The organism is Streptomyces sp. EDA2-14, from assembly GCF_054963755.1.
On sequence record NZ_JBUEGE010000001.1, the window covers coordinates 14,836 to 35,616 of the forward strand.

Sequence of the window (20,781 nt, forward strand, 5' to 3'; positions counted from 1 at the left end):
TAGGACTCGGACTCGGGCTCGGGCTGGGGATCGGGCTCGAGCTAGGGCAGGGCTTCGATCAGGGACTTCTTCAGGGGCGCCGAGTCCATGTGCTCCACTCTCACGCTGTCGCAGCCGACCCAGCTCGCCGCTTCGACGAGCGCCGCCGCCACCGCCGGTACGGCCTTCGGGCCGTCCAGGGAGACCTGCTTGGCGACCAGCGTGCTGCCCGCGCGCGCCGGGTCGACGCGGCCCACCAGGCGGCCGCCGGACAGGACCGGCATCGCGAAGTAGCCGTGGATCCGCTTCGGCTTCGGGACGTACGCCTCCAGGCGGTGCGTGAAGCCGAAGATCCGCTCCGTACGGGCGCGCTCCCAGATCAGGGAGTCGAAGGGGGACAGGAGCGTGGTGCGGTGGCGGCCGCGCGGCGTCGACTCCAGGGCCGCCGGGTCCGCCCAGGCCGGTTTGCCGCCCCAGCCCTCGACCGTGACCGGGATCAGGCCGGTGTCCTCGATGACCGCCTCGAACTGCTCGCTCTTCAGGCGGTGGTAGTCCGCGATGTCCGCGCGCGTGCCGACGCCCAGGGCCTCGCCGGCCTGGCGGACCAGGCGGCGGACGCACTCGGTGTCGTCGAGCTCGTCGTGCAGGAGGGGTGAGGGGATCGCGCGCTCCGCGAGGTCGTAGATCCGCTTCCAGCCGCGGCGCTCCACGCAGACCACCTCGCCGTACATCAGCGCGCGCTCGACGGCGATCTTCGACTCGGACCAGTCCCACCACTCGCCCTTGTTCTTCGCGCCGCCCAATTCGGTGGCGGTGAGCGGGCCTTCGGCGCGGAGCTGCTTGATCACCTGCTCGTACGCGCCGTCGGGGAGGTGGTGGTGCCAGTGGGGGCGGGCGCGGTAGGCGCGGCGGCGGAAGGCGAAGTGCGGCCACTCCTCGATGGGCAGGACGCAGGCGGCGTGCGACCAGTATTCGAAGGCGTGCGGGGTGGCGGGGGTCGTGTCCGACGGGGACCAGTACGCGGATTCGACCTTGGTGCGGGGGACGGGGCCGAGGCGGGCGTAGGGAATCAGCTCGTGCGAGCGGGCGAGTACGGAGATCGTGTCGAGCTGGACCGCGCCCAGGTGGCGCAGTACGCCTCGTACGCCGGCCTTGCGGTCGGGGGCGCCCAGGAAGCCTTGGGCGCGGAGGGCGATGCGGCGGGCTTCGTCGGCGGACAGTGTGGTGGTGGGACGCGGCGAGGTCGTCATGGCCGGAACGATAGAGGGCGGGTCTGACAACCCGTTGCGGGAGCCGTGGGGCCCTGCTGTGCCGGGGGCGGCGCCTGTCGTGAGGGGTGCGCGGCACCGGGGTGCCGCCTTGCCCACCCTGCCGCCCAAGGCGGCAGATTGCCCAAGGCGACGGCGGTACCGGAGTGCCCAAGGCGACGGCGGCATCGGAGTGCCCAAGGCGACGGCGGCATCGGAGTGCCCAAGGCGCAGTCGGCATCGGAGTGCCCAAGGCCCGGTCGGCGGCGGATTGCCCGAGGCGAGGTGGCGGCTTGCCGTCACGGGTGGGGAGGCGTTCCGGCGGCAGATTGCCCAAGGCGCAGTCGGTAGGCGGGTGAGGGTCAGGGTGGGGTTGGGAGGTAGGGGAGGGGGGTGGGGAGGCCCAGGTCGGAGGGGAGGAGGGAGGCCAGCCAGCAGTCGCGGAGGACTCCCTTGTTGGGGAGGGCCGCGCGGAGGGTGCCCTCCAGGGTGAAGCCGGCGCGCTCCGCCACCGTGAGCGAGCCCACGTTGCCCACCTCCGCGCGCCACTCCAGGCGCGTACAGGACAGCTGGGTGAAGGCCCAGTGGGCCACGGCCAGGACGGCCTCGGTCATATAGCCGTGGCCGCGGAACCGCTTGGCCGTCCAGAAGCCGACCTCCCAGCCGCCCCCGCGCGGGTGGTGCAGTCCGACGGCGCCGATCACCGGGCCGAAGCCCTCCGTGCGTATCGCGAAGGTGTACTCCGCGTCACTGCGCCAGCCCTCCGCGACGACCCGGTTGATGAAGTATTCGGCGTCCACGCGCGCGTAGGGCGAGGGAATCGTGGTCCAGCGCTGGATGTCGGGGTCCTGGGCCGCGGCGTAGACCTCGTCGATGTCGGCGGGGACGAACGTGCGCAGCTGCAGGCGGTCGGTGGTCAGCGTCACGGGGTCCATCGCCCGATTCTGCTCGGCACGCGGCAGGGGCGCCATGACTTTTCATGGCGCGTACCGGCACCTTCCCGGTGGCCCGTGCGTTGGACGTGATGGCAGACCTCCCGGCACGGTGGGGTCCTCGCATACGATGGCCGTTGCTCTAGTAGTCCTTAGTAGTTCCCAGTAGTCCCCAGTAATACCGAGCAGTTTTCAGAGAAAACCGACCGTGCCAGGCCCGACCGGCAAGGAGACCAACCCCCGTGTCCGTCCTCCAGAAGCTCATGCGTGCAGGCGAAGGCAAGATCCTGCGCAAGCTGCACCGCATCGCGGACCAGGTCAACTCCATCGAAGAGGACTTCATCAGCCTCTCCGACGCCGAGCTGCGCGCCCTTACGGACGAGTACAAGCAGCGGTACGAGGACGGCGAGAGCCTGGACGACCTGCTGCCCGAGGCGTTCGCCACCGTCCGTGAGGCCGCGAAGCGCGTACTCGGCCAGCGTCACTACGACGTGCAGCTGATGGGTGGCGCCGCGCTCCACCTCGGTTACGTGGCGGAGATGAAGACCGGTGAGGGCAAGACCCTGGTCGGCACGCTGCCGACGTATCTGAACGCGCTGTCCGGCAAGGGCGTCCACCTGATCACGGTGAACGACTACCTGGCCGAGCGCGACTCCGAGATGATGGGCCGCGTCCACAAGTTCCTCGGCCTCTCCGTCGGCTGCATCCTCGCGAACATGAACCCGGCGCAGCGCCGTGAGATGTACAACTGCGACATCACGTACGGCACGAACAACGAGTTCGGGTTCGACTACCTCCGCGACAACATGGCGTGGTCCCAGGACGAGCTCGTCCAGCGCGGCCACAACTTCGCGGTGGTCGACGAGGTCGACTCCATCCTCGTCGACGAGGCCCGTACGCCGCTGATCATCTCCGGCCCCGCCGACCAGGCCACCAAGTGGTACGGCGACTTCGCGAAGCTCGTCACCCGCCTCAAGAAGGGCGAGGCGGGCAACACGCTGAAGGGCATCGAGGAGACCGGCGACTACGAGGTCGACGAGAAGAAGCGCACCGTGGCCATCCACGAGCCGGGTGTCGCCAAGGTCGAGGACTGGCTGGGCATCGAGAACCTCTACGAGTCGGTCAACACGCCGCTCGTGGGTTACCTGAACAACGCCATCAAGGCCAAGGAACTCTTCAAGAAGGACAAGGACTACGTCGTCATCGACGGCGAAGTCATGATCGTCGACGAGCACACCGGCCGTATCCTCGCCGGCCGCCGCTACAACGAGGGCATGCACCAGGCGATCGAGGCGAAGGAAGGGGTGGACATCAAGGACGAGAACCAGACCTTGGCGACCATCACCCTCCAGAACTTCTTCCGCCTCTACAAGCGCGAGGGGTACGACAGCGGCCTCTCCGGCATGACCGGTACGGCCATGACCGAGGCCGCCGAGTTCCACCAGATCTACAAGCTGGGCGTCGTGCCGATCCCGACGAACCGGCCGATGGTCCGTGCGGACCAGGCGGACCTGATCTACCGCACCGAGGTCGCCAAGTTCGACGCGGTGGTCGACGACATCGCGGAGAAGCACGCCAAGGGCCAGCCGATCCTGGTGGGCACGACCTCCGTCGAGAAGTCCGAGTACCTGTCGCAGCAGCTCTCCAAGCGCGGCGTTCAGCACGAAGTGCTGAACGCGAAGCAGCACGACCGTGAGGCCACGATCGTCGCGCAGGCGGGCCGCAAGGGCGCCGTCACGGTCGCGACGAACATGGCCGGTCGTGGTACCGACATCAAGCTCGGTGGCAACCCGGACGACCTCGCCGAGGCCGAGCTGCGCCAGGCGGGCCTCGACCCGGTCGAGCACGTCGAGGAGTGGGCGGCCCGGCTGCCCGCCGCCCTGGAGAAGGCCGAGCAGGCCGTCAAGGCCGAGTTCGAAGAGGTCAAGGACCTCGGCGGGCTCTACGTCCTCGGTACGGAGCGGCACGAGTCGCGGCGTATCGACAACCAGCTGCGCGGTCGTTCCGGCCGTCAGGGCGACCCCGGCGAGTCGCGCTTCTACCTCTCCCTCGGCGACGACCTGATGCGGCTGTTCAAGGCGCAGATGGTCGAGCGCGTCATGGCGATGGCCAACGTGCCGGACGACGTCCCGATCGAGAACAAGATGGTGACCCGCGCCATCGCCTCCGCCCAGTCGCAGGTCGAGCAGCAGAACTTCGAGACGCGTAAGAACGTCCTGAAGTACGACGAGGTGCTCAACCGGCAGCGCGAGGTCATCTACGGCGAGCGGCGCCGCGTCCTGGAGGGCGAGGACCTCCAGGACCAGGTGCAGCACTTCATGGACGACACGATCGACGCCTACATCGGCGCCGAGACCGCCGAGGGCTTCTCCGAGGAGTGGGACCTCGACCGGCTGTGGGGCGCGTTCAAGCAGCTCTACCCGGTCAAGGTCACCGTGGAGGAGCTCGAGGACGAGGTCGGGGACCGGGCCGGTCTCACCGCCGAGTTCATCGGCGAGGCCGTCAAGGACGACATCCACGCGCAGTACGAGGCGCGCGAGGAGCAGCTCGGCTCCGAGATCATGCGTGAGCTGGAGCGCCGGGTCGTGCTGAGCGTGCTCGACCGCAAGTGGCGTGAGCACCTCTACGAGATGGACTATCTCCAGGAGGGCATCGGCCTGCGCGCCATGGCGCAGAAGGACCCGCTGGTCGAGTACCAGCGCGAGGGCTTCGACATGTTCACCGCCATGATGGAGGGCATCAAGGAGGAGTCCGTCGGCTACTTGTTCAACCTGGAGGTCCAGGTCGAGCAGCAGGTCGAGGAGGTCCCGGTGGAGGACGCGCCGGCCGCGAACCTGGAGAAGCAGGACGCGGTGCCGGCGCAGGCCGGGGCGCGGCCGGAGATCCGGGCCAAGGGCCTCGACACTCCGCAGCGGCCCGACCGGCTGCACTTCCAGGCGCCGAACGCCGAGGGCGGTGTCGACGAGGGCGACTTCGTGACCGAGGGCGGGCCCACGCGTTCCTCGGCGGACGGGCTGACCCGTGCCGAGCGGCGCAAGCAGCAGAAGGGCCGCCGTCGCAAGAAGTGACGTGAGGTGGGCGGAGGGGCCGGGCACGGGGTGTCCGGCCCCTCCACGCGTTCCGGGGCGGGCCGGGAGCATCGGCCGGGGCGGGGTGCGGGCCGCCGTCACGCGTCGTCGTCCCGGGACTCCCGTGGCGGTCGGCCGCCCAGTTCCACCGCCGTGCAGCGCCACCGCCGGTCCTCGCCGAGGGCGAGCCGGAAGGCGAGGGCGTGCAGCCGGGCGCCGACCGCGATGCGGGCGAACACCTCGTAGCTGCCCGGGGCGGGTTCGAAGTGGCCGATGCCGTGCACGGTCGGCCGCAGGCCCGCGCCGGGCAGCAGGGCGCGGCGCTCCACCAGCCACAGCAGATCGTCGAAGGCCTGGTGGGCGGCGTGCCGGGCGAACCAGTGCAGGGGCCGGTCGCCGCTGAGCACCAGGAGGAGGCGCTGCGTGAACAGCTCGGTGGGGTGGGGCGGGACGTGCGGCGGGACCCGGCGCGGTGCGGCGCCGGGGCGACGGCTGTCGTGGCGGGTGGGCGGCCGGGTGTTCCCGCGTGGCCCCCGCCTGTTCATGACCTTCTGCATGCCGCCTCCCGATACCGACCGGTAACTCCTCGTGGGGATCTTGTACGAGGCCGGGGGCGCGGCGGCAAGGCCCGGTGGGCGGCGCCGGGGTGGGGCGAAGTGTTCGCCTATCAGGGTGACCGGGCCGGAATCGGGGGCCGATTCTCGGGGCGCGCGGGGAGGCAGGTCGCGGGTGGGCGTTGACGTGCGGCGGGCGCGGGCGGCGGCCCGAAGGGGGACGCCCCCACGTATCCTGAAAGCCCCGACGCAGACCAGAAAGCAGCCGGACCATGCGCGTGTACGTACCTCTGTCCCTGCCTCGACTCGCAGAGGCGTACAAGGCCGGCGAGATCGGGCCCGCGCCCGTCACCGCCTTCGCCGTGACGCCCGCGCTGCGCGAGTGGTACCTGTCGGACGACATCGAGGAGCTGGAGTACGCCGCCCTCAACCGGGCCGCGCTCGCCTCGCTGCGGATCGTCGCCGCCGACCCCGGCGCCGCGCGCCGCAGGGTCGTCGTCGCCGTGGACGTGCCGGACGGGGCGGCCGACGGCGATCCGGACCGCGGGCTCGACCCGGCCGCGCTCGGCGAGCTGACCGTGCGCGAGGTCGTGCCGCTGGCGAAGGCCGCCGCCGTGCACGTCGACTCGGGCGACGCCGACGCCGATGTCACGGCCGCCGCGGAGGCGCTCGCCGCGGCGGACCGGGGCGACGCCGACGCGCAGTTCGTCGTGGACGGCGCCGAGGACCACGACCTGCTGTGGTTCGCCACGCAGGAGATCCCCGGCCTCGTCGGCGAGGGCGACCGCTGACCGACCCCTCCGGGGGAGCGGGTAGTTTCTTGTCATGGGGAAGCAATTCGGGAATCTCGTCGGCAGACACACGGACTCGCACATCGTCTGGGACTGGAACGGCACGCTGTTCCACGACAACGACGCCGTCATACGCGCGAGCAACGCCGCCTTCGCGGCGGTCGGGCTCCCACCGATCACGTTGGAGAAGTACCGCGAGCTGTACTGCGTGCCCATTCCCAAGTTCTACGAGCGGCTGATGGGCCGGCTGCCCACCGAGGTCGAATGGGCCCTGATGGACAAGGAGTTCCAGCGGCAGTACGCGCGGCACGCGGTGGACTGCGGGCTCGCCGAGGGTGTCGAACTGCTGCTCGCGGGCTGGCAGGACTCCGGGCGCAGCCAGTCCATCCTCAGCATGTACGGGCACGAGGAACTGGTGCCGCTGGTGAGCCGGTTGGGCATCGCCGAGCGGTTCGTACGGGTCGACGGGCGGACCGGCCCCTCCGGCGGCAGCAAGGCCGAGCACATGGTGCGGCACCTGGGGGCCCTCGACGGCGTGGCCCCGGAGCGGACCGTGGTCATCGGGGACGCCGCCGACGACGCGGTGGCCGCGCTCGCGGCGGGCGCGCGCGCCGTGCTCTACACCGGTGGCTCGCACAGCAGGGCCAGCCTCGAAGGGGTGGGGGCGCCCGTCGTCGACAGCCTGGCGGACGCGGTGCGCGAGGCCGAACGGATGGCCGCGGCGGCCTGAACCGGCCCGTTTCCGCACCCTCTTGTGCCGACTCGGCGCACGGTTTTGCACCGACTCGACTCACGCTCCGTTGTCGACTGCGTACGCTGTGCAGGTGCCTGTGGGTGCGGCGATGCGACGGGGGCGAGAGCCATGGGATTCGGATTCGGTCAGCGGCGGGGCGGTCAACTCCCCGTGGAAGTCACCACGTTCGTCGGCAGGACAGCCGAACTGGCCGAGGTAAGGGCCGGGTTCGAGCGTGCCCGCCTCGTCACCCTGGTGGGTCCCGGCGGCGTCGGCAAGAGCCGTACGGCGATGCGGGCCGCGGCCCGGCTCGCCGAGCGGTTCCCCGACGGGGTGTGGCTCGTCGAGCTGAGCGCGCTGCGCGACCCCGAGCTGATCCCCGCCACCCTGGCCGCCGTGCTCGAACTGCCCGAACAGGCGGGCATGGAGCCGCTCGACGCCGTCGTCGCACACCTTCAGGGGCGGCGGCTGCTCATCGTCCTCGACACGTGCGAGCACCTGGTCGACGCCTGCGCCATGCTCACCGACGTACTGCTGCGGGAGGCGGCAGGTGTCAGCGTGCTCGCGACCAGCAGACAGCCGCTCGACGTGCCGGGGGAGCGCTGCTGCGCGATCGCGCCGCTCGGCCCCGACGACGCCCTGGAGCTGTTCGTGCAGCGGGCGTCCGCCGTGGTGCCGTCCTTCGCCGTGGACGAGGCGAACCGGGAGCAGCTGGCGGTCCTCGCCCGGCGTCTCGACGGGATTCCGCTCGCCATCGAGCTGGCGGCCGTACGGCTGCGGGCCGTGCCCCTTGAGCATCTGGTGCAGCGTCTCGGGCAGCGCTTCGAAGTGCTCACGGGTGGGCGGCGCACCGCGCTGACCCGGCACCAGACGCTGCGGACGGCCATCGGCTGGTCGCACGAGCTGTGCACGCCGAAGGAGCGGCTGCTGTGGGCGCGGCTCTCCGTCTTCGCGGGCTCCTTCGAACTGGCCGCCGCCGAGGTCGTGGGCGCGGGCGGCGAGCTGGCGGGCGGTGACGTCCTTGAGCAGCTCATCGGGCTCGTCGACAAGTCCGTCGTGCAGCGGATCGGGGAGAACGGCGGGCGGTACCGGATGCTCGACACCATCCGCGAGTACGGCGCCGAATGGCTGGAGGAGACGGGGCAGGCGGCGGCGGTGCGGCAGCGGCACTGCGCGTACCACCGCGAGCTCGGGCAGCGGTACTGGGACGACTTCCTGACCTCGGAGCAGGTCGGCCACTACCGGACGCTGAGCGCGGCGCGGGCCGATGTCAGGGCCGCGCTCGAATACGCGTACCAGGAACCCGATTCGGTGGCCGCCGGCGTGTGGTTCGCCGCGCAGCTCGGGCCGTACTGGCGGGCGATCGGCCTGCTCTCCGAGGGGCGGTACTGGATCGAGAAGGGGCTCGCGCTCCTCGACGAGGTGGGCGAGGAGCAGGCGTGGGGGCGGTTCATGGTCGCCCTGTTCTCGGTGTGGCAGGGGGACCTGCCGGGCGCGCTCGAACTGTTCCAGCGGGCCGTCGACGTCGCGCGCCGCTCCGGGAACGACCGGGTCGAGCTGTTCTGCGAGGCGTATCTGGGCGGGCTCGGCGCGCTGTGCGGGGAGGACGACGGCCTCGACGCGCTGGAGGACGCGCGGCAGCGGATCCTGGCGCGCGGCGACGGCCTCGGCATCGGAGTCATTCACTACGAGGGGGCGCTGCTGCTCGGCGTGCTCGGGGACACGGACGGCGCGCTCGAACTGTGCCGTACGGGGCTCGCCCACCTGGAGGGCACGGGGGAGCGGCAGCTGCTCGGGTCCACGCTCATGGTGCAGGGGCTGATCCGCTGGTTCGCCGGGGACAGGGAGGGCGCCGTCGACTCGCTGTGCCGGGGCCTGGAGGCGGCGGCCGAGATCGACGAGGTGCTGATCGCGGCGCTGTGCTGCCTCGGGCTCGCCTGGTCCGCCGCCTACGAGAAGCGGCACGTGCGGGCGGCGTGGCTGCTCGGGTACGCGGAGAACGCGCGGCGGCTGGGTGGTGGTGACCCGGTCGGGATGCTGCCGTCGCTCTTCGAGGAGCAGGAGTCGGTGCGCGGCGCCGTGCGGGAGGCGCTGGGCGAGGAGGAGTTCCAGCGGTGGTGGGATGCGGGGGCGCGGCTCTCCGGGGTGCAGGTGCTCGATGCCGTACGGGCCGGGGCCGATGCGCCTTTGGCGGCGCCGGTGCCCGCGGCGCGTGGGGGCGGGGTGGATGCGCTCACCCGGCGGGAGCGGGAGGTCGCCGCGCTGGTGGCGGAGGGGATGTCGAACCGGGAGATCGCCGAGCGGTTGGTGATCTCGAAGCGGACGGCGGACGCGCATGTGGAGCACATCCTGGCGAAACTGGGCGTCGGCTCGCGTACGGAGATCGCGGCGATCGCGGCGATCTCCTCCGGCGGGGCTTAGCCGTGCCGGTGTGACGCCGCGGGGCTCCGCCCCGGACCCCGCGCCTCAATCGCCGGCGGGGCTTGATTTAGGTATACGGATCCCTGCTCGCCACGCACAGATGCGTATACCGGTCCCCGTCGATACCGATGTCGGAGGCGGGGCTTGCCCCTCACGCTGTATGTGTGTCGCGTGCTCCGGAGGAATCGCGTGGCGGGGCGCCGGACGGCATTGGTCAACTCCCCACGGCTGTCATGGCATCGGCCCCCCGTCGCTGCGTCCGGAGCGGCGCGCGTTTCGGTGGCTGCCCTCGTCGGCGGGGCAGCCACCGCATTTGCTTCCCGGCCGGGGTGTCAGCCCACGACCGGTGCCTTCGCCCGCAGCACCGTCAGGAACTCCCGCATCCATTGCGAGTGGTCCGACCAGGAGCGGGACGAGACCAGCGTGCCGTCGACGACCACCTCCGCGTCCCGGAAGGTGGCGCCCGCCGCCTGCATGTCCGTCTCGAGCGCCGGGTACGCGGTGACGCGCCGGCCCCGGAGCCCGTCCACCGCCGCCGTCAGGAGCGGTCCGTGGCAGATCTGCGCGACGGGCCTGTCGGTGTCGAAGAAGGCCTTGATGATCTTGCGCAGCTCGGCGTCGCCGCGCAGATATTCCGGCGCCCGGCCGCCGGGGATCACCAATGCGGCGTACTGGCCCGGATCGACTTCGGAGAAGGCCAGATCGGCGGGCCAGGAGTAGCCGGGCTTCTCCGTGTACGTGTCGAAACCGGGCTCGAAGTCGTGCACCACAAACCGGAGCTTCTTGCGGGTCGGCGCCGCGATGTCGACGTCGTACCCCTCCTCGCGCAGCCGCTGGTACGGGTAGAGGACTTCCAGCGACTCCGCGGCGTCGCCGGTGACGATCAGGATTTTGGGTGCCATTGGTCACACGCTCCCCTCGCCGGGATCCGCCGTGTCGTGTGCTCAACGTGTCGCCGCGCCGCGCGGCTGGCAAGAGCCCGTACTACGCAAGGGCTTCAGCGGTTCTGTGCAGACCGTCAAAGTTCCACCACCTGTTTTGTACACATGCGGCTCATGACGATGCCCCCTCGGGGAGCGATAGCCTGGTCCCGTGATCAGCGCGATATCTCGCGGGGGCATCGTCGCCCCCTGCCCGCGCCGGGAGATCACGACCTGCCACAGCGGTCGTGCCCGGCGCTCAGCCGCTGATCATTTCGGGCGGATGGCCTCTTCGTTGAAAACGGCGCATTGTCGTCCACCCATCACCCATCCAGGCATAACGTCGTCTCAGACCGGACACCCCGCGTCGAGACGTTGTGCCGGGCGATTCATCTACGCCACATCTACGTCTCGCAACGGCGCGCGACAGGAGCCAGAGGACAATGCAGACCAAGCTGGACGAAGCCAAAGCCGAGCTGCTCACCAGGGCCGCCCGGGTAGCTGAGAACAGCCCGGTAGGGGGGAACCTACCGACTGGGGCGACGGGCGAGGGCACGACCGCCACGGAGAACATCGACAGCGTGCTCGCGTTCCTCCAGCGCTACTACCTCCACACCGCACCGGAGGACCTGAGCGACCGCGACCCGGTCGATGTCTTCGGGGCCGCACACTCGCACTACCGCCTCGCGGAGAACCGCCCGCAGGGCACGGCCAACGTGAAGGTGCACACGCCGACCGTCGAGGAGAACGGCTGGACCTGCAGCCACTCGGTCGTCGAGGTCGTCACGGACGACATGCCGTTCCTGGTGGACTCCGTCACCAACGAGCTGTCCCGCCAGGGCCGCGGCATCCACGTCGTCATCCACCCGCAGATCACGGTCCGCCGCGACGTCGCCGGCAAGCTCCTCGAGGTGCTGCCGGCCGGAGCGTCCGCCGAGGGCCACGACGTGCTCACCGAGTCGTGGATCCACGTCGAGATGGACCGCGAGACCGACCGCGCCGACCTCAAGCAGATCACCTCCGACCTGCTGCGCGTCCTGTCCGACGTACGGGAGTGCGTCGAGGACTGGGAGAAGATGCGGGACTCGGCGCTGCGCATCGCCGAGGAGCTGCCGAGCGAGCCGACCGCGGGCGACCTGCCCGAGCAGGACGTCGAGGAGGCCCGCGAGCTGCTGCGCTGGCTGTCCGCCGACCACTTCACGTTCCTCGGGTACCGCGAGTACGACCTCTCCGAGGACGACTCGCTGGCCGCCGTCCCCGGCACCGGCCTCGGTATCCTGCGCTCCGACCCGCACCACGAGCGCGACGAGCACCACCCGGTGTCCCCGTCCTTCAACCGGCTCCCGGCCGACGCCCGCGCCAAGGCCCGCGAGCACCGCCTGCTGGTCCTCACCAAGGCCAACAGCCGCGCGACCGTGCACCGGCCGAGCTACCTCGACTACGTCGGCGTGAAGAAGTTCGACGCCGAGGGCAATGTCGTCGGCGAGCGCCGCTTCCTCGGTCTGTTCTCCTCCGCCGCGTACACCGAGTCCGTGCGCCGCGTCCCCGTCATCCGCCGCAAGGTCGCCGAGGTCCTCAAGGGCGCGGGCTTCTCGCCCAACAGCCACGACGGCCGCGACCTGCTGCAGATCCTGGAGACGTACCCGCGCGACGAGCTCTTCCAGACCCCGGCCGACGAGCTGCGGTCCATCGTCACGAGCGTCCTCTACCTCCAGGAGCGCCGCCGCCTGCGGCTCTACCTGCGCCAGGACGAGTACGGCCGCTACTACTCGGCCCTCGTCTACCTGCCGCGCGACCGCTACACCACGGGCGTGCGCCTGCGGATCATCGACATCCTGAAGGAGGAGCTCGGCGGCACCAGCGTCGACTTCACCGCCTGGAACACCGAGTCGATCCTCTCCCGGCTGCACTTCGTCGTCCGCGTCGCGCAGGGCACCGAGCTGCCGGAGCTCTCCGACGCCGACAAGGACCGCATCGAGGCCCGCCTCGTCGAGGCCGCCCGCTCCTGGGCCGACGGCTTCGGGGAGGCGCTGAACGCCGAGTGCGGCGAGGAGCGCGCCGCCGAACTGCTGCGCCGCTACGGCCAGGCGTTCCCCGAGGGCTTCAAGGCCGACCACTCGCCGCGCGCCGCCGTGGCCGACCTGGTCCACCTCGAACAGCTCACGCGGGAGAACAAGGACTTCGAGCTCTCCCTGTACGAGCCGGTGGGCGCGGCCCCCGGCGAGCGCCGCTTCAAGATCTACCGGATCGGCGCGCCCGTCTCCCTGTCCGCCGTCCTGCCGGTGCTCCAGCGCCTGGGCGTCGAGGTCACCGACGAGCGCCCGTACGAGCTGCGCTGCAGCGACCGCAAGACCGCGTGGATCTACGACTTCGGCCTGCGCATGCCGAAGCCGGCGAACGGTAACGGCGACGACCTCGGGGCCGACGGCCGCGAGCGCTTCCAGGACGCCTTCGCCGCCGCCTGGACCGGGCTCGCCGAGAACGACGGCTTCAACTCCCTCGTCCTCGGCGCCGGTCTGACCTGGCGTCAGGCGATGGTGCTTCGCGCGTACGCCAAGTACCTGCGCCAGGCGGGCTCCACGTTCTCGCAGGACTACATGGAGGACACCCTCCGTACGAACGTGCACACCACGCGTCTGCTGGTGTCGCTGTTCGAGGCGCGGATGTCGCCGGACCGGCAGCGTGCCGGGACCGAGCTGATCGACGGGCTGCTCGAAGAGGTCGACGGCGCCCTCGACCAGGTCGCGTCCCTCGACGAGGACCGGATCCTGCGGTCCTTCCTCACCGTCATCAAGGCGACGCTGCGCACGAACTTCTTCCAGGAGGCGGGCGGCGGCAAGCCGCACACGTACGTCTCCATGAAGCTCGACCCGCAGGCCATCCCCGACCTGCCCGAGCCCCGGCCCGCCTACGAGATCTGGGTGTACTCGCCGCGCGTCGAGGGTGTGCACCTGCGCTTCGGCAAGGTCGCGCGCGGTGGTCTGCGCTGGTCGGACCGGCGCGAGGACTTCCGTACGGAGATCCTCGGCCTGGTGAAGGCGCAGATGGTGAAGAACACCGTCATCGTGCCGGTCGGCGCGAAGGGCGGCTTCGTCGCCAAGCAGCTGCCCGACCCGTCGGTGGACCGGGACGCGTGGATGGCCGAGGGTGTGGCCAGCTACAAGACCTTCATCTCGGCGCTCCTCGACATCACCGACAACCTCGTCGCCGGTGAAGTGGTCCCGCCCGCCGACGTCGTGCGGCACGACGAGGACGACACGTACCTCGTGGTCGCGGCCGACAAGGGCACGGCGTCGTTCTCCGACATCGCCAACCAGGTCGCCGAGTCGTACAACTTCTGGCTCGGCGACGCCTTCGCCTCCGGCGGCTCGGCCGGCTACGACCACAAGGGCATGGGCATCACGGCCCGCGGCGCCTGGGAGTCCGTCAAGCGGCACTTCCGGGAGCTGGGCGTCGACACCCAGTCCGAGGACTTCACGGTCGTCGGCGTCGGCGACATGTCTGGTGACGTGTTCGGCAACGGCATGCTGCTCTCCGAGCACATCCGCCTGGTCGCCGCCTTCGACCACCGGCACATCTTCATCGACCCGAAGCCCGACGCGGCCACCGGTTACGCCGAGCGCCGCCGGATGTTCGAGCTGCCGCGCTCGTCGTGGGCGGACTACAACAAGGAGCTGATCTCGGCGGGCGGCGGCATCTTCCCGCGCTCCGCCAAGTCGATCCAGCTCAACGCCCACATCCGTGAGGCCCTCGGCATCGAGTCCGGCCAGGCGAAGATGACCCCGGCCGAGCTGATGAAGGCCATCCTCCAGGCGCCGGTCGACCTGCTGTGGAACGGCGGCATCGGCACGTACGTGAAGTCGTCGGTCGAGTCCAACGCGGACGTCGGCGACAAGGCCAACGACCCGATCCGCGTCGACGGCCAGGACGTGCGCGCCAAGGTCATCGGCGAGGGCGGCAACCTCGGCGCGACCCAGCTGGGCCGCATCGAGTTCGCCCGCAGCGGCGGCCGCGTGAACACCGACGCCATCGACAACAGCGCGGGCGTCAACACCTCGGACGTCGAGGTGAACATCAAGATCCTGCTCAACGGGCTCGTCTCCGAGGGCGACATGACGGTCAAGCAGCGCAACAAGCTGCTCGCCGCCATGACCGACGAGGTCGGCCACCTGGTGCTGCGCAACAACTACGCGCAGAACACGGCGCTCGCCAACTCCTGCGCCCAGGCGCCGTCCCTGCTCCACGCCCACCAGCGGTTCATGCGCCGCCTGGGCAAGCAGGGCCACCTCGACCGGGGGCTGGAGTTCCTGCCGAACGACCGGCAGATCCGCGAACTCCTCAACTCCGGCCGCGGCCTGAGCCAGCCGGAGCTCGCCGTCCTCTTCGCGTACACGAAGATCACGGCGGCCGACGAGCTGATCCACACGTCGCTCCCGGACGACGCGTACCTGCGCCGCCTGCTGCACGCCTACTTCCCGCAGCCGCTGCGGGAGAAGTACGGCGAGGCGATCGAGGGGCACGCGCTGCGCCGCGAGATCATCACGACGGTCCTCGTCAACGACACGGTGAACACGGGCGGTTCGACGTTCCTGCACCGCCTCCGTGAGGAGACGGGCGCGTCCCTGGAGGAGATCGTGCGGGCGCAGCTCGCCGCGCGCGAGATCTTCGGCCTCAGTGAGGTGTGGGACGCGGTCGAGGCGCTCGACAATGTCGTCGCCGCCGACGTCCAGACCCGGATCCGGCTGCACTCGCGCCGCCTCGTCGAGCGCGGCACGCGGTGGCTGCTCAACAACCGTCCGCAGCCGCTCCAGCTCGCCGAGACCATCGACTTCTTCAAGGAGGACGTCACCAAGGTCTGGGCGGAGATGCCGAAGATGCTGAGCGGCGCCGACGCCGAGTGGTACCAGGGCATCCTCGACGAGCTGACCGGCGCGGGGGTTCCGGAGGAGCTGGCGGAGCGGGTCGCCGGATTCTCGTCCGCGTTCCCGACGCTCGACATCGTGCAGATCGCCGACCGCACCGGCAAGGACGCGCTGGCCGTCGCCGAGGTCTACTACGACCTCGCCGACCGGCTCTCCATCACGCAGCTCATGGACCGCATCATCGAGCTGCCGCGCGCCGACCGCTGGCAGTCCATGGCCCGCGCCTCCATCCGCGAGGACCTGTACGCGGCGCACGCCGCGCTCACCGCCGACGTACTGGCGGCGGGCAACGGGACCTCGACGCCGGAGCAGCGGTTCAAGGCGTGGGAGGAGAAGAACGCGGCGATCCTGGGCCGGGCGCGCTCGACCCTCGAGGAGATCCAGGGCTCGGACTCGTTCGACCTGGCGAACCTCTCGGTCGCCATGCGCACGATGCGCACGCTGCTGCGCACGCACTCGTAGCGGATACGAAGAACGGGGGCGCCCCGGGCCGGATTCGGCTCGGGGCGCCCCCGTTTCTCGTGCTCGTCGCGCCGCTACGCGGCGACGGGGGTCTTCGGCTTCTTGGGCTTCGGCTTGTCGGCGGCGGCGTTGGTGAACGCCTCGTACTCCTTGAGGACGTCCTCGGTCGGCCCGTCCATCCGCAGTTCGCCGCGCTCCAGCCACAGCACCCGGTCGCAGGTGTCGCGGATCGACTTGTTGCTGTGGCTGACGAGGAAGACGGTGCCGGCGCGCTTGCGCAGTTCCTTGATCCGCTGCTCGGACCGCTTCTGGAAGGACCGGTCGCCGGTGGCGAGCGCCTCGTCGATCAGCAGCACGTCGTGTTCCTTGGCGACGGCGATGGAGAAGCGCAGCCGGGCGGCCATGCCGGAGGAGTAGGTCCGCATGGGCAGCGTGACGAAGTCGCCCTTCTCGTTGATCCCGGAGAAGTCGACGATCTCGTCGTAGCGGTCTCGCACCTGCTCGCGGGACATGCCCATCGCGAGCCCGCCGAGCCGCACATTGCGCTCGCCGGTGAGGTCGTTCATGAGGGCCGCGTTCACGCCGAGCAGGGAGGGCTGCCCGTTGGTGTAGATCCGCCCGTTCTCGGTCGGGAGGAGCCCGGCGACGGCCTTCAACAGGGTGGACTTCCCCGACCCGTTGGTCCCGATGAGCCCGATGGCCTCGCCCCGGTAGGCGGTGAACGACACGTTCCGCACGGCGTGCACCTTCCGCACGCCCGCCCGCCGCTCGGCCTTCCCCTTGCCGCCGAGGATGCGGCTGAGGGCGGCGGTCGCGGCGCCGCGGCCCGCGCCGGTGCCGTTGACGCGGTAGACGATGTCGACGCCGTCGGCGATGACGGTGGGAACCTGTTCGCTGGTGTTGTCAGCCACGACCGTACGTCTCCTCGGCCTTCCAGAAGTAGATGAACCCGCCGAGCCCGGCGAGCAGCGCCCAGCCGGTCGCCAGCGCCCAGATGTGCGGCGGCAGTTGGCGCGCGCCGAAGCTGTCGATGAGCGCGAAGCGCATCAGGTCGATGTAGACGGCGGCCGGATTGCCCTGGAGCAGCGTCCGCACGAACGACGGCATGTCCTGCTTCTCCGTCAGCCGGGTCAGGCTCCACATCACGCCGGACGTGTACATCCACGTACGCAGCAGGAACGGCATCAGCTGCGCGAGGTCCGGGGTCTTAGAGCCGAGCCGGGCCATGATCAGCGCGAGCCCGGTGTTGAACACGAACTGCAGCGTCAGCGCGGGCACGACGAGAATCCAGGACGGCGCCGGCGGCACCCCCGTCGCCAGCAGGATGACCACGAGCGCGCACATGGAGAACAGCAGCTGCTGGAGCTGCTGCAGGCAGAACGAGACCGGGAGCGAGGCCCGCGGGAAGTGCAGGGCCCGCACGAGCCCGAGGTTCCCGGAGATCGCCCGCGTCCCCGCCATCACCGACGACTGCGTGAACGTCCACACGAACACGCCCGTGACCAGGAACGGGATGTAGTCCGGCACGCCCCGGCTGGTCCCCATCAGCTTGCCGAAGATGAAGTAGTAGACCGCCGCGTTCAGCAGCGGCGTCAGCACCTGCCAGACCTGCCCGAGCTTCGCCTGGCTGTACTGGGCGGTGAGCTTGGCGGTCGAGAAGGACGTGATGAAGTGCCTGCGCTGCCACAGCTGGCGTACGTACGCGGGCAGCGAGGGCCGGGCGCCGCTGACGCTCAGCCCGTACCGGGCGGCGAGGGCCGCCGGATCCTCAGGGGTGGACCGCGGCGCCTCCTGCGGGGGAGGCGTGTCCAGTACCTGGCTCACATCCGCTGCTTTCGGTCGGGGGTGGGGCGACGGCTGCTGTTCATCCGCCGTTCACGTCGGGACGGACCCGTATCGTCGTGACGTGAGCGTAGGGCGGATCGACGTCGGAACGCAACCGTTTCGTCGTCGCCCGCCTATGCTTTGCCATATGACGACCAACGCCGACACCCCCAAGCCGACGCGCCGCAGGGCCCCCGCCGGCGCGGCCGTCCTGCGCGAGGACGTGACGGAGGCCATCCGCGCCGCCGTCTTCGAGGAGCTGGCCTCCGTCGGCTACGCCCGGATGTCCATCGAGGGCATCGCGCGCCGCGCGGGCGTCGGCAAGACGGCCGTCTACCGCCGCTGGAAGTCCAAGCTCCACCTGGTCCTCGACCTGGTCTCGGCGATAGCGGTGCAGGGGCTGCCCGCCCCGGACACGGGCTCCCTGGAGGACGACCTCCGCCTCCTGTACGAGGTCACGTCGCGCGCGCTGCGGCACCCCGTGGCCGGCCAGATCATCCCCGACCTCCAGGCCGAGGCGGCCCGCAACCCCGAGATCGCCGAGGCTCTGCAGAAGGCGCTGCGCGAGGGCCAGCACGGAGTGGCGAGCGGGATCGTACGGGCGGCGGTGGAGCGCGGTGAGCTGCGCGAGGGGCTGGACGAGGAGCTGGCGCTCGACCTGATCTCGGGCCCGCTGTACTGGCGCGCGGTGGTGGTCCGCACCCCGAAGCTCCCCAAGGGGCACCTGAAGCGCCTGTCGGCGGCGACGGCGGCAGCGCTCAAGGCGCTGTAGGGGCTTGCCCGGCCGGTACCTCCCGCGGCCCGCTTCGATGTCGGCCCAAAACTCTTAAGCCGTTCAAGTGTGATGTCCGTTACGCTCCATTTGTATGCTTTCGAGGACTCGTCCGGCCGTAGCCGTCGACCGCACCGACCCCTGGCTGACCAAGGCGCTGCCCCGGCTGCGCGGCGTCGAGCCCATCAGAAGCTACGGCTACGGCGGCGAGTTGCTGCACGACGACGGCCGGGCCGACATGGAGGCCTACGGCGCTCGTGTCGCCGAGTTCGCGACGCGGGTCGGGGAGGCGCTCCTGTCGTACGGGGCCTCCGCAGAGGAGGCGGTCGCCGGGATGCTGGTCGTCGCCGAGACGTACGGGCTCAGCTACTGCGAGCCCGGCGTCACCCTCGCCACCGTGTCGCTGTCCGCGCACGCGCCCGGCGAACTCACGCCGCTGCACGCGAACCGCGTGATCCGAAAGCACGCCACCGACTTCCGTACGTTGGGGCGCATTCACGCGCTCGTGGAGCGGATCAGCGCGCGGCAGCTCGACCTGGACGAGGCGCGGGCCGCGATCGGGCGGATACTCGACGTCCCTGCCGAGCGGGGGCGGTGGGTGCGGTGGCGTGTGCCTGTGCAGACCGGGTTCGTGGCGGCCGGTGGTGGTATCGCCTTCGGTGGTGGCGCGCTGACCTCGGTGTGCGCGTTCGTCGCCGGGCTGCTCGGGGCGCTGCTGAGCGGCTGGCTGGGGCGCCACGGCGTGCCCGCGTTCTACCGGTCGGCCGTCGCCGCGATGCCGGCCGCCGTGCTCGCCGTCGCCATCAGTCACAGCGCGCCGCCGGCGACCGTGCAGTCCGTCGTGGTGGCGGGGGTGCTGGGGCTGCTGCCGACCGTCACCTTCGTCAGTGCCGTGCAGGACGCGCTCACCGGGCACTATCTGACCGCGCTCGGGCGGCTCTTCGACGCGATGCTGGTGTTCGCCGCCGTCGTCTCGGGCGTGGTGGCCGTGCTCGGTGTGGGGCGGCTCTTCGGGTTCGAGGCGCCGGTCGTGCCGACGGCCGAGCGGGCCGCGTATCTGGGGATGCCCGCGGTGGGCGCCGCCGTGTTCTCGGTGGCCGTGGCGGCGCGGGCGCGCACGCCGCGGCGGGACTGGCTGCCCGTCGCGCTGCTCGGGCTCGGCGGGTTCGTGGTGGCGGCCGAGTTCGCCGTCCTCGGTCTGCCCTCGCTCGTCGGTACGGCGGTGGTGGCGGCCGGTGTCGGGTGCGCCGCGCATGCCGTGGCCCGGCGCAGGCGGGAGTCGGCGCTGCCGCTCGTCGTGCCGGGGATCGCGCCGCTGCTGCCGGGCAGTGCGTTGTACGTGGCGTTGGCCGCGCTGGCCTCCGGGCGGACCACGACGGGGATCGGGGGGCTTGTGCATGCGGCGGCGGTGACCTTGGCGATTGCCGTGGGCGTGGGCCTTGCGGGGGAGGCCGCGCAACTGGTGCGGAGGGTTCGGGCGGCCGGTGCCGTGAGTGTTTCGCCGAGGCGGGGTGGACGTCACGGGGCTCCGCCCCGGACCCCGCGCCTCAATCGCCGGCGGGGCTTGATTTTGCCCACCCGCCGCTAGGCAGACGGGAGTTTGACGACAGGCCCTCGACAGGCCCTAGAGATCCGCCGCGTCCAGGGCCCGGGTCAGGCGGTCCAGTTGGGATCTCATCGTTTCGATTTCTTCCAGGTCGAAGCCCGTGGCCGAGGCGATCTTGCGGGGGACCTCGGACGCGGCGGTCTTCAGGGTCGCGCCGGAGTCCGTGAGGGCGACCGTCACCGAGCGCTCGTCCGTGGCGCTGCGCTCGCGGCGTACGAGGCCGTTCGCCTCCAGGCGCTTGAGGAGCGGGGAGAGGGTGCCGGAGTCGAGGCGGAGGCGTTCGCCCAGGCGCTTGACCGGGAGCGGGCCCTCGCCGTCGGCGGCCTCCCAGAGCACCAGCATGACCAGGTACTGGGGGTAGGTGAGGCCCAGGTCCTTGAGCAGCGTGCGGTAGACGCCGCCGAAGGCGCGCGACGCCGCGTTGAGCGAGAAGCAGATCTGGCGGTCGAGCCGGAGGTACTCGTCGGTGCTGGGCATGCGTCCAGGGTAACGCTCACGCGATTAAGTTGTGCGCAATTGAATTGTGTGCTTCATTTGTAGGGCAGGAACG

At 70.8% G+C, this 20,781-nt stretch carries 14 protein-coding genes; 7 read left to right on the forward strand and 7 right to left on the reverse strand.

The window, feature by feature from the left end; all coding sequences use genetic code 11:
• Positions 1-41 precede the first annotated feature (41 nt).
• Entirely contained in the window at positions 42-1,229 is a 1,188-nt protein-coding gene (locus ACY34M_RS00065; protein ID WP_462718946.1) for a winged helix-turn-helix domain-containing protein, read from the reverse strand.
• A 359-nt stretch (positions 1,230-1,588) separates the two neighbouring features.
• Complete coding sequence (locus ACY34M_RS00070; protein WP_462718947.1) at positions 1,589-2,161, reverse strand: GNAT family N-acetyltransferase; 573 nt, start codon at positions 2,159-2,161, stop codon at positions 1,589-1,591.
• A gap of 239 nt (positions 2,162-2,400) precedes the next feature.
• Between ACY34M_RS00070 and secA the strand changes: the two genes are divergently transcribed.
• Complete coding sequence (secA, locus tag ACY34M_RS00075; RefSeq protein WP_462718948.1) at positions 2,401-5,226, forward strand: preprotein translocase subunit SecA; 2,826 nt, start codon at positions 2,401-2,403, stop codon at positions 5,224-5,226.
• A 98-nt stretch (positions 5,227-5,324) separates the two neighbouring features.
• Here the strand turns inward: secA and ACY34M_RS00080 are convergent, their stop codons facing one another.
• Positions 5,325-5,783: an Rv3235 family protein gene (locus ACY34M_RS00080; RefSeq protein WP_462718949.1), complete on the reverse strand. Its 459-nt coding sequence runs from the start codon at positions 5,781-5,783 to the stop codon at positions 5,325-5,327.
• A gap of 269 nt (positions 5,784-6,052) precedes the next feature.
• On the opposite strand from ACY34M_RS00080, the gene ACY34M_RS00085 reads away from it, so the two are divergent.
• From ACY34M_RS00085 to ACY34M_RS00095, 3 genes are all read left to right on the forward strand, one after another.
• Positions 6,053-6,571 (forward strand): DUF6912 family protein, encoded by a 519-nt coding sequence (locus ACY34M_RS00085; RefSeq protein ID WP_462718950.1) that lies wholly within the window; start codon positions 6,053-6,055, stop codon positions 6,569-6,571.
• 34 nt (positions 6,572-6,605) lie between these two features.
• The gene (locus tag ACY34M_RS00090; RefSeq protein ID WP_462718951.1) at positions 6,606-7,301 is read left to right on the forward strand and encodes an HAD family hydrolase; all 696 of its coding nucleotides are present in this window, start codon (positions 6,606-6,608) and stop codon (positions 7,299-7,301) included.
• 132 nt (positions 7,302-7,433) lie between these two features.
• Positions 7,434-9,725 (forward strand): ATP-binding protein, encoded by a 2,292-nt coding sequence (locus ACY34M_RS00095; RefSeq protein WP_462718952.1) that lies wholly within the window; start codon positions 7,434-7,436, stop codon positions 9,723-9,725.
• Between the two features lie 332 nt (positions 9,726-10,057).
• Here the strand turns inward: ACY34M_RS00095 and ACY34M_RS00100 are convergent, their stop codons facing one another.
• Positions 10,058-10,627: a DJ-1/PfpI family protein gene (locus ACY34M_RS00100; RefSeq protein WP_462718953.1), complete on the reverse strand. Its 570-nt coding sequence runs from the start codon at positions 10,625-10,627 to the stop codon at positions 10,058-10,060.
• A 461-nt stretch (positions 10,628-11,088) separates the two neighbouring features.
• Here ACY34M_RS00100 and ACY34M_RS00105 point away from each other — a divergent pair, with 461 nt between their 5' ends.
• The gene (locus tag ACY34M_RS00105; RefSeq protein ID WP_462718954.1) at positions 11,089-16,029 is read left to right on the forward strand and encodes an NAD-glutamate dehydrogenase; all 4,941 of its coding nucleotides are present in this window, start codon (positions 11,089-11,091) and stop codon (positions 16,027-16,029) included.
• A 74-nt stretch (positions 16,030-16,103) separates the two neighbouring features.
• Here ACY34M_RS00105 and ACY34M_RS00110 read toward each other — a convergent pair whose 3' ends face one another.
• Both ACY34M_RS00110 and ACY34M_RS00115 read right to left on the reverse strand, forming a co-directional pair.
• Positions 16,104-16,940, reverse strand: coding sequence for an ABC transporter ATP-binding protein (locus ACY34M_RS00110; protein ID WP_462718955.1), 837 nt, complete (start codon positions 16,938-16,940; stop codon positions 16,104-16,106).
• Positions 16,933-17,853, reverse strand: a complete 921-nt coding sequence (locus ACY34M_RS00115; protein WP_462718956.1) for an ABC transporter permease — start codon at positions 17,851-17,853, stop codon at positions 16,933-16,935. The genes ACY34M_RS00110 and ACY34M_RS00115 overlap by 8 nt, the downstream gene beginning before the upstream one ends.
• 148 nt (positions 17,854-18,001) lie before the next feature.
• Here ACY34M_RS00115 and ACY34M_RS00120 point away from each other — a divergent pair, with 148 nt between their 5' ends.
• Positions 18,002-18,625: a TetR/AcrR family transcriptional regulator gene (locus ACY34M_RS00120; protein WP_462718957.1), complete on the forward strand. Its 624-nt coding sequence runs from the start codon at positions 18,002-18,004 to the stop codon at positions 18,623-18,625.
• Positions 18,626-18,719: 94 nt separating this feature from the next.
• Positions 18,720-20,213: a threonine/serine exporter family protein gene (locus ACY34M_RS00125; RefSeq protein WP_462718958.1), complete on the forward strand. Its 1,494-nt coding sequence runs from the start codon at positions 18,720-18,722 to the stop codon at positions 20,211-20,213.
• A gap of 36 nt (positions 20,214-20,249) precedes the next feature.
• On the opposite strand, the gene ACY34M_RS00130 is transcribed toward ACY34M_RS00125, so the two are convergent.
• Positions 20,250-20,708, reverse strand: a complete 459-nt coding sequence (locus ACY34M_RS00130) for a MarR family winged helix-turn-helix transcriptional regulator (RefSeq protein WP_462718959.1) — start codon at positions 20,706-20,708, stop codon at positions 20,250-20,252.
• Between the last annotated feature and the right edge of the window lie 73 nt (positions 20,709-20,781).

Excerpts from the sequence above, each read along its gene's own strand:
- ACY34M_RS00065 (WP_462718946.1), bottom strand. The coding sequence starts at position 1,229 with ATGACGACCTCGCCGCGTCCCACCACCACACTGTCCGCCGACGAAGCC.
- ACY34M_RS00070 (WP_462718947.1), bottom strand. The coding sequence starts at position 2,161 with ATGGACCCCGTGACGCTGACCACCGACCGCCTGCAGCTGCGCACGTTC.
- ACY34M_RS00080 (WP_462718949.1), bottom strand. The coding sequence starts at position 5,783 with ATGCAGAAGGTCATGAACAGGCGGGGGCCACGCGGGAACACCCGGCCG.
- ACY34M_RS00085 (WP_462718950.1), top strand. The coding sequence starts at position 6,053 with ATGCGCGTGTACGTACCTCTGTCCCTGCCTCGACTCGCAGAGGCGTAC.
- ACY34M_RS00090 (WP_462718951.1), top strand. The coding sequence starts at position 6,606 with ATGGGGAAGCAATTCGGGAATCTCGTCGGCAGACACACGGACTCGCAC.
- ACY34M_RS00095 (WP_462718952.1), top strand. The coding sequence starts at position 7,434 with ATGGGATTCGGATTCGGTCAGCGGCGGGGCGGTCAACTCCCCGTGGAA.
- ACY34M_RS00100 (WP_462718953.1), bottom strand. The coding sequence starts at position 10,627 with ATGGCACCCAAAATCCTGATCGTCACCGGCGACGCCGCGGAGTCGCTG.
- ACY34M_RS00105 (WP_462718954.1), top strand. The coding sequence starts at position 11,089 with ATGCAGACCAAGCTGGACGAAGCCAAAGCCGAGCTGCTCACCAGGGCC.
- ACY34M_RS00120 (WP_462718957.1), top strand. The coding sequence starts at position 18,002 with ATGACGACCAACGCCGACACCCCCAAGCCGACGCGCCGCAGGGCCCCC.
- ACY34M_RS00125 (WP_462718958.1), top strand. The coding sequence starts at position 18,720 with ATGCTTTCGAGGACTCGTCCGGCCGTAGCCGTCGACCGCACCGACCCC.
- ACY34M_RS00130 (WP_462718959.1), bottom strand. The coding sequence starts at position 20,708 with ATGCCCAGCACCGACGAGTACCTCCGGCTCGACCGCCAGATCTGCTTC.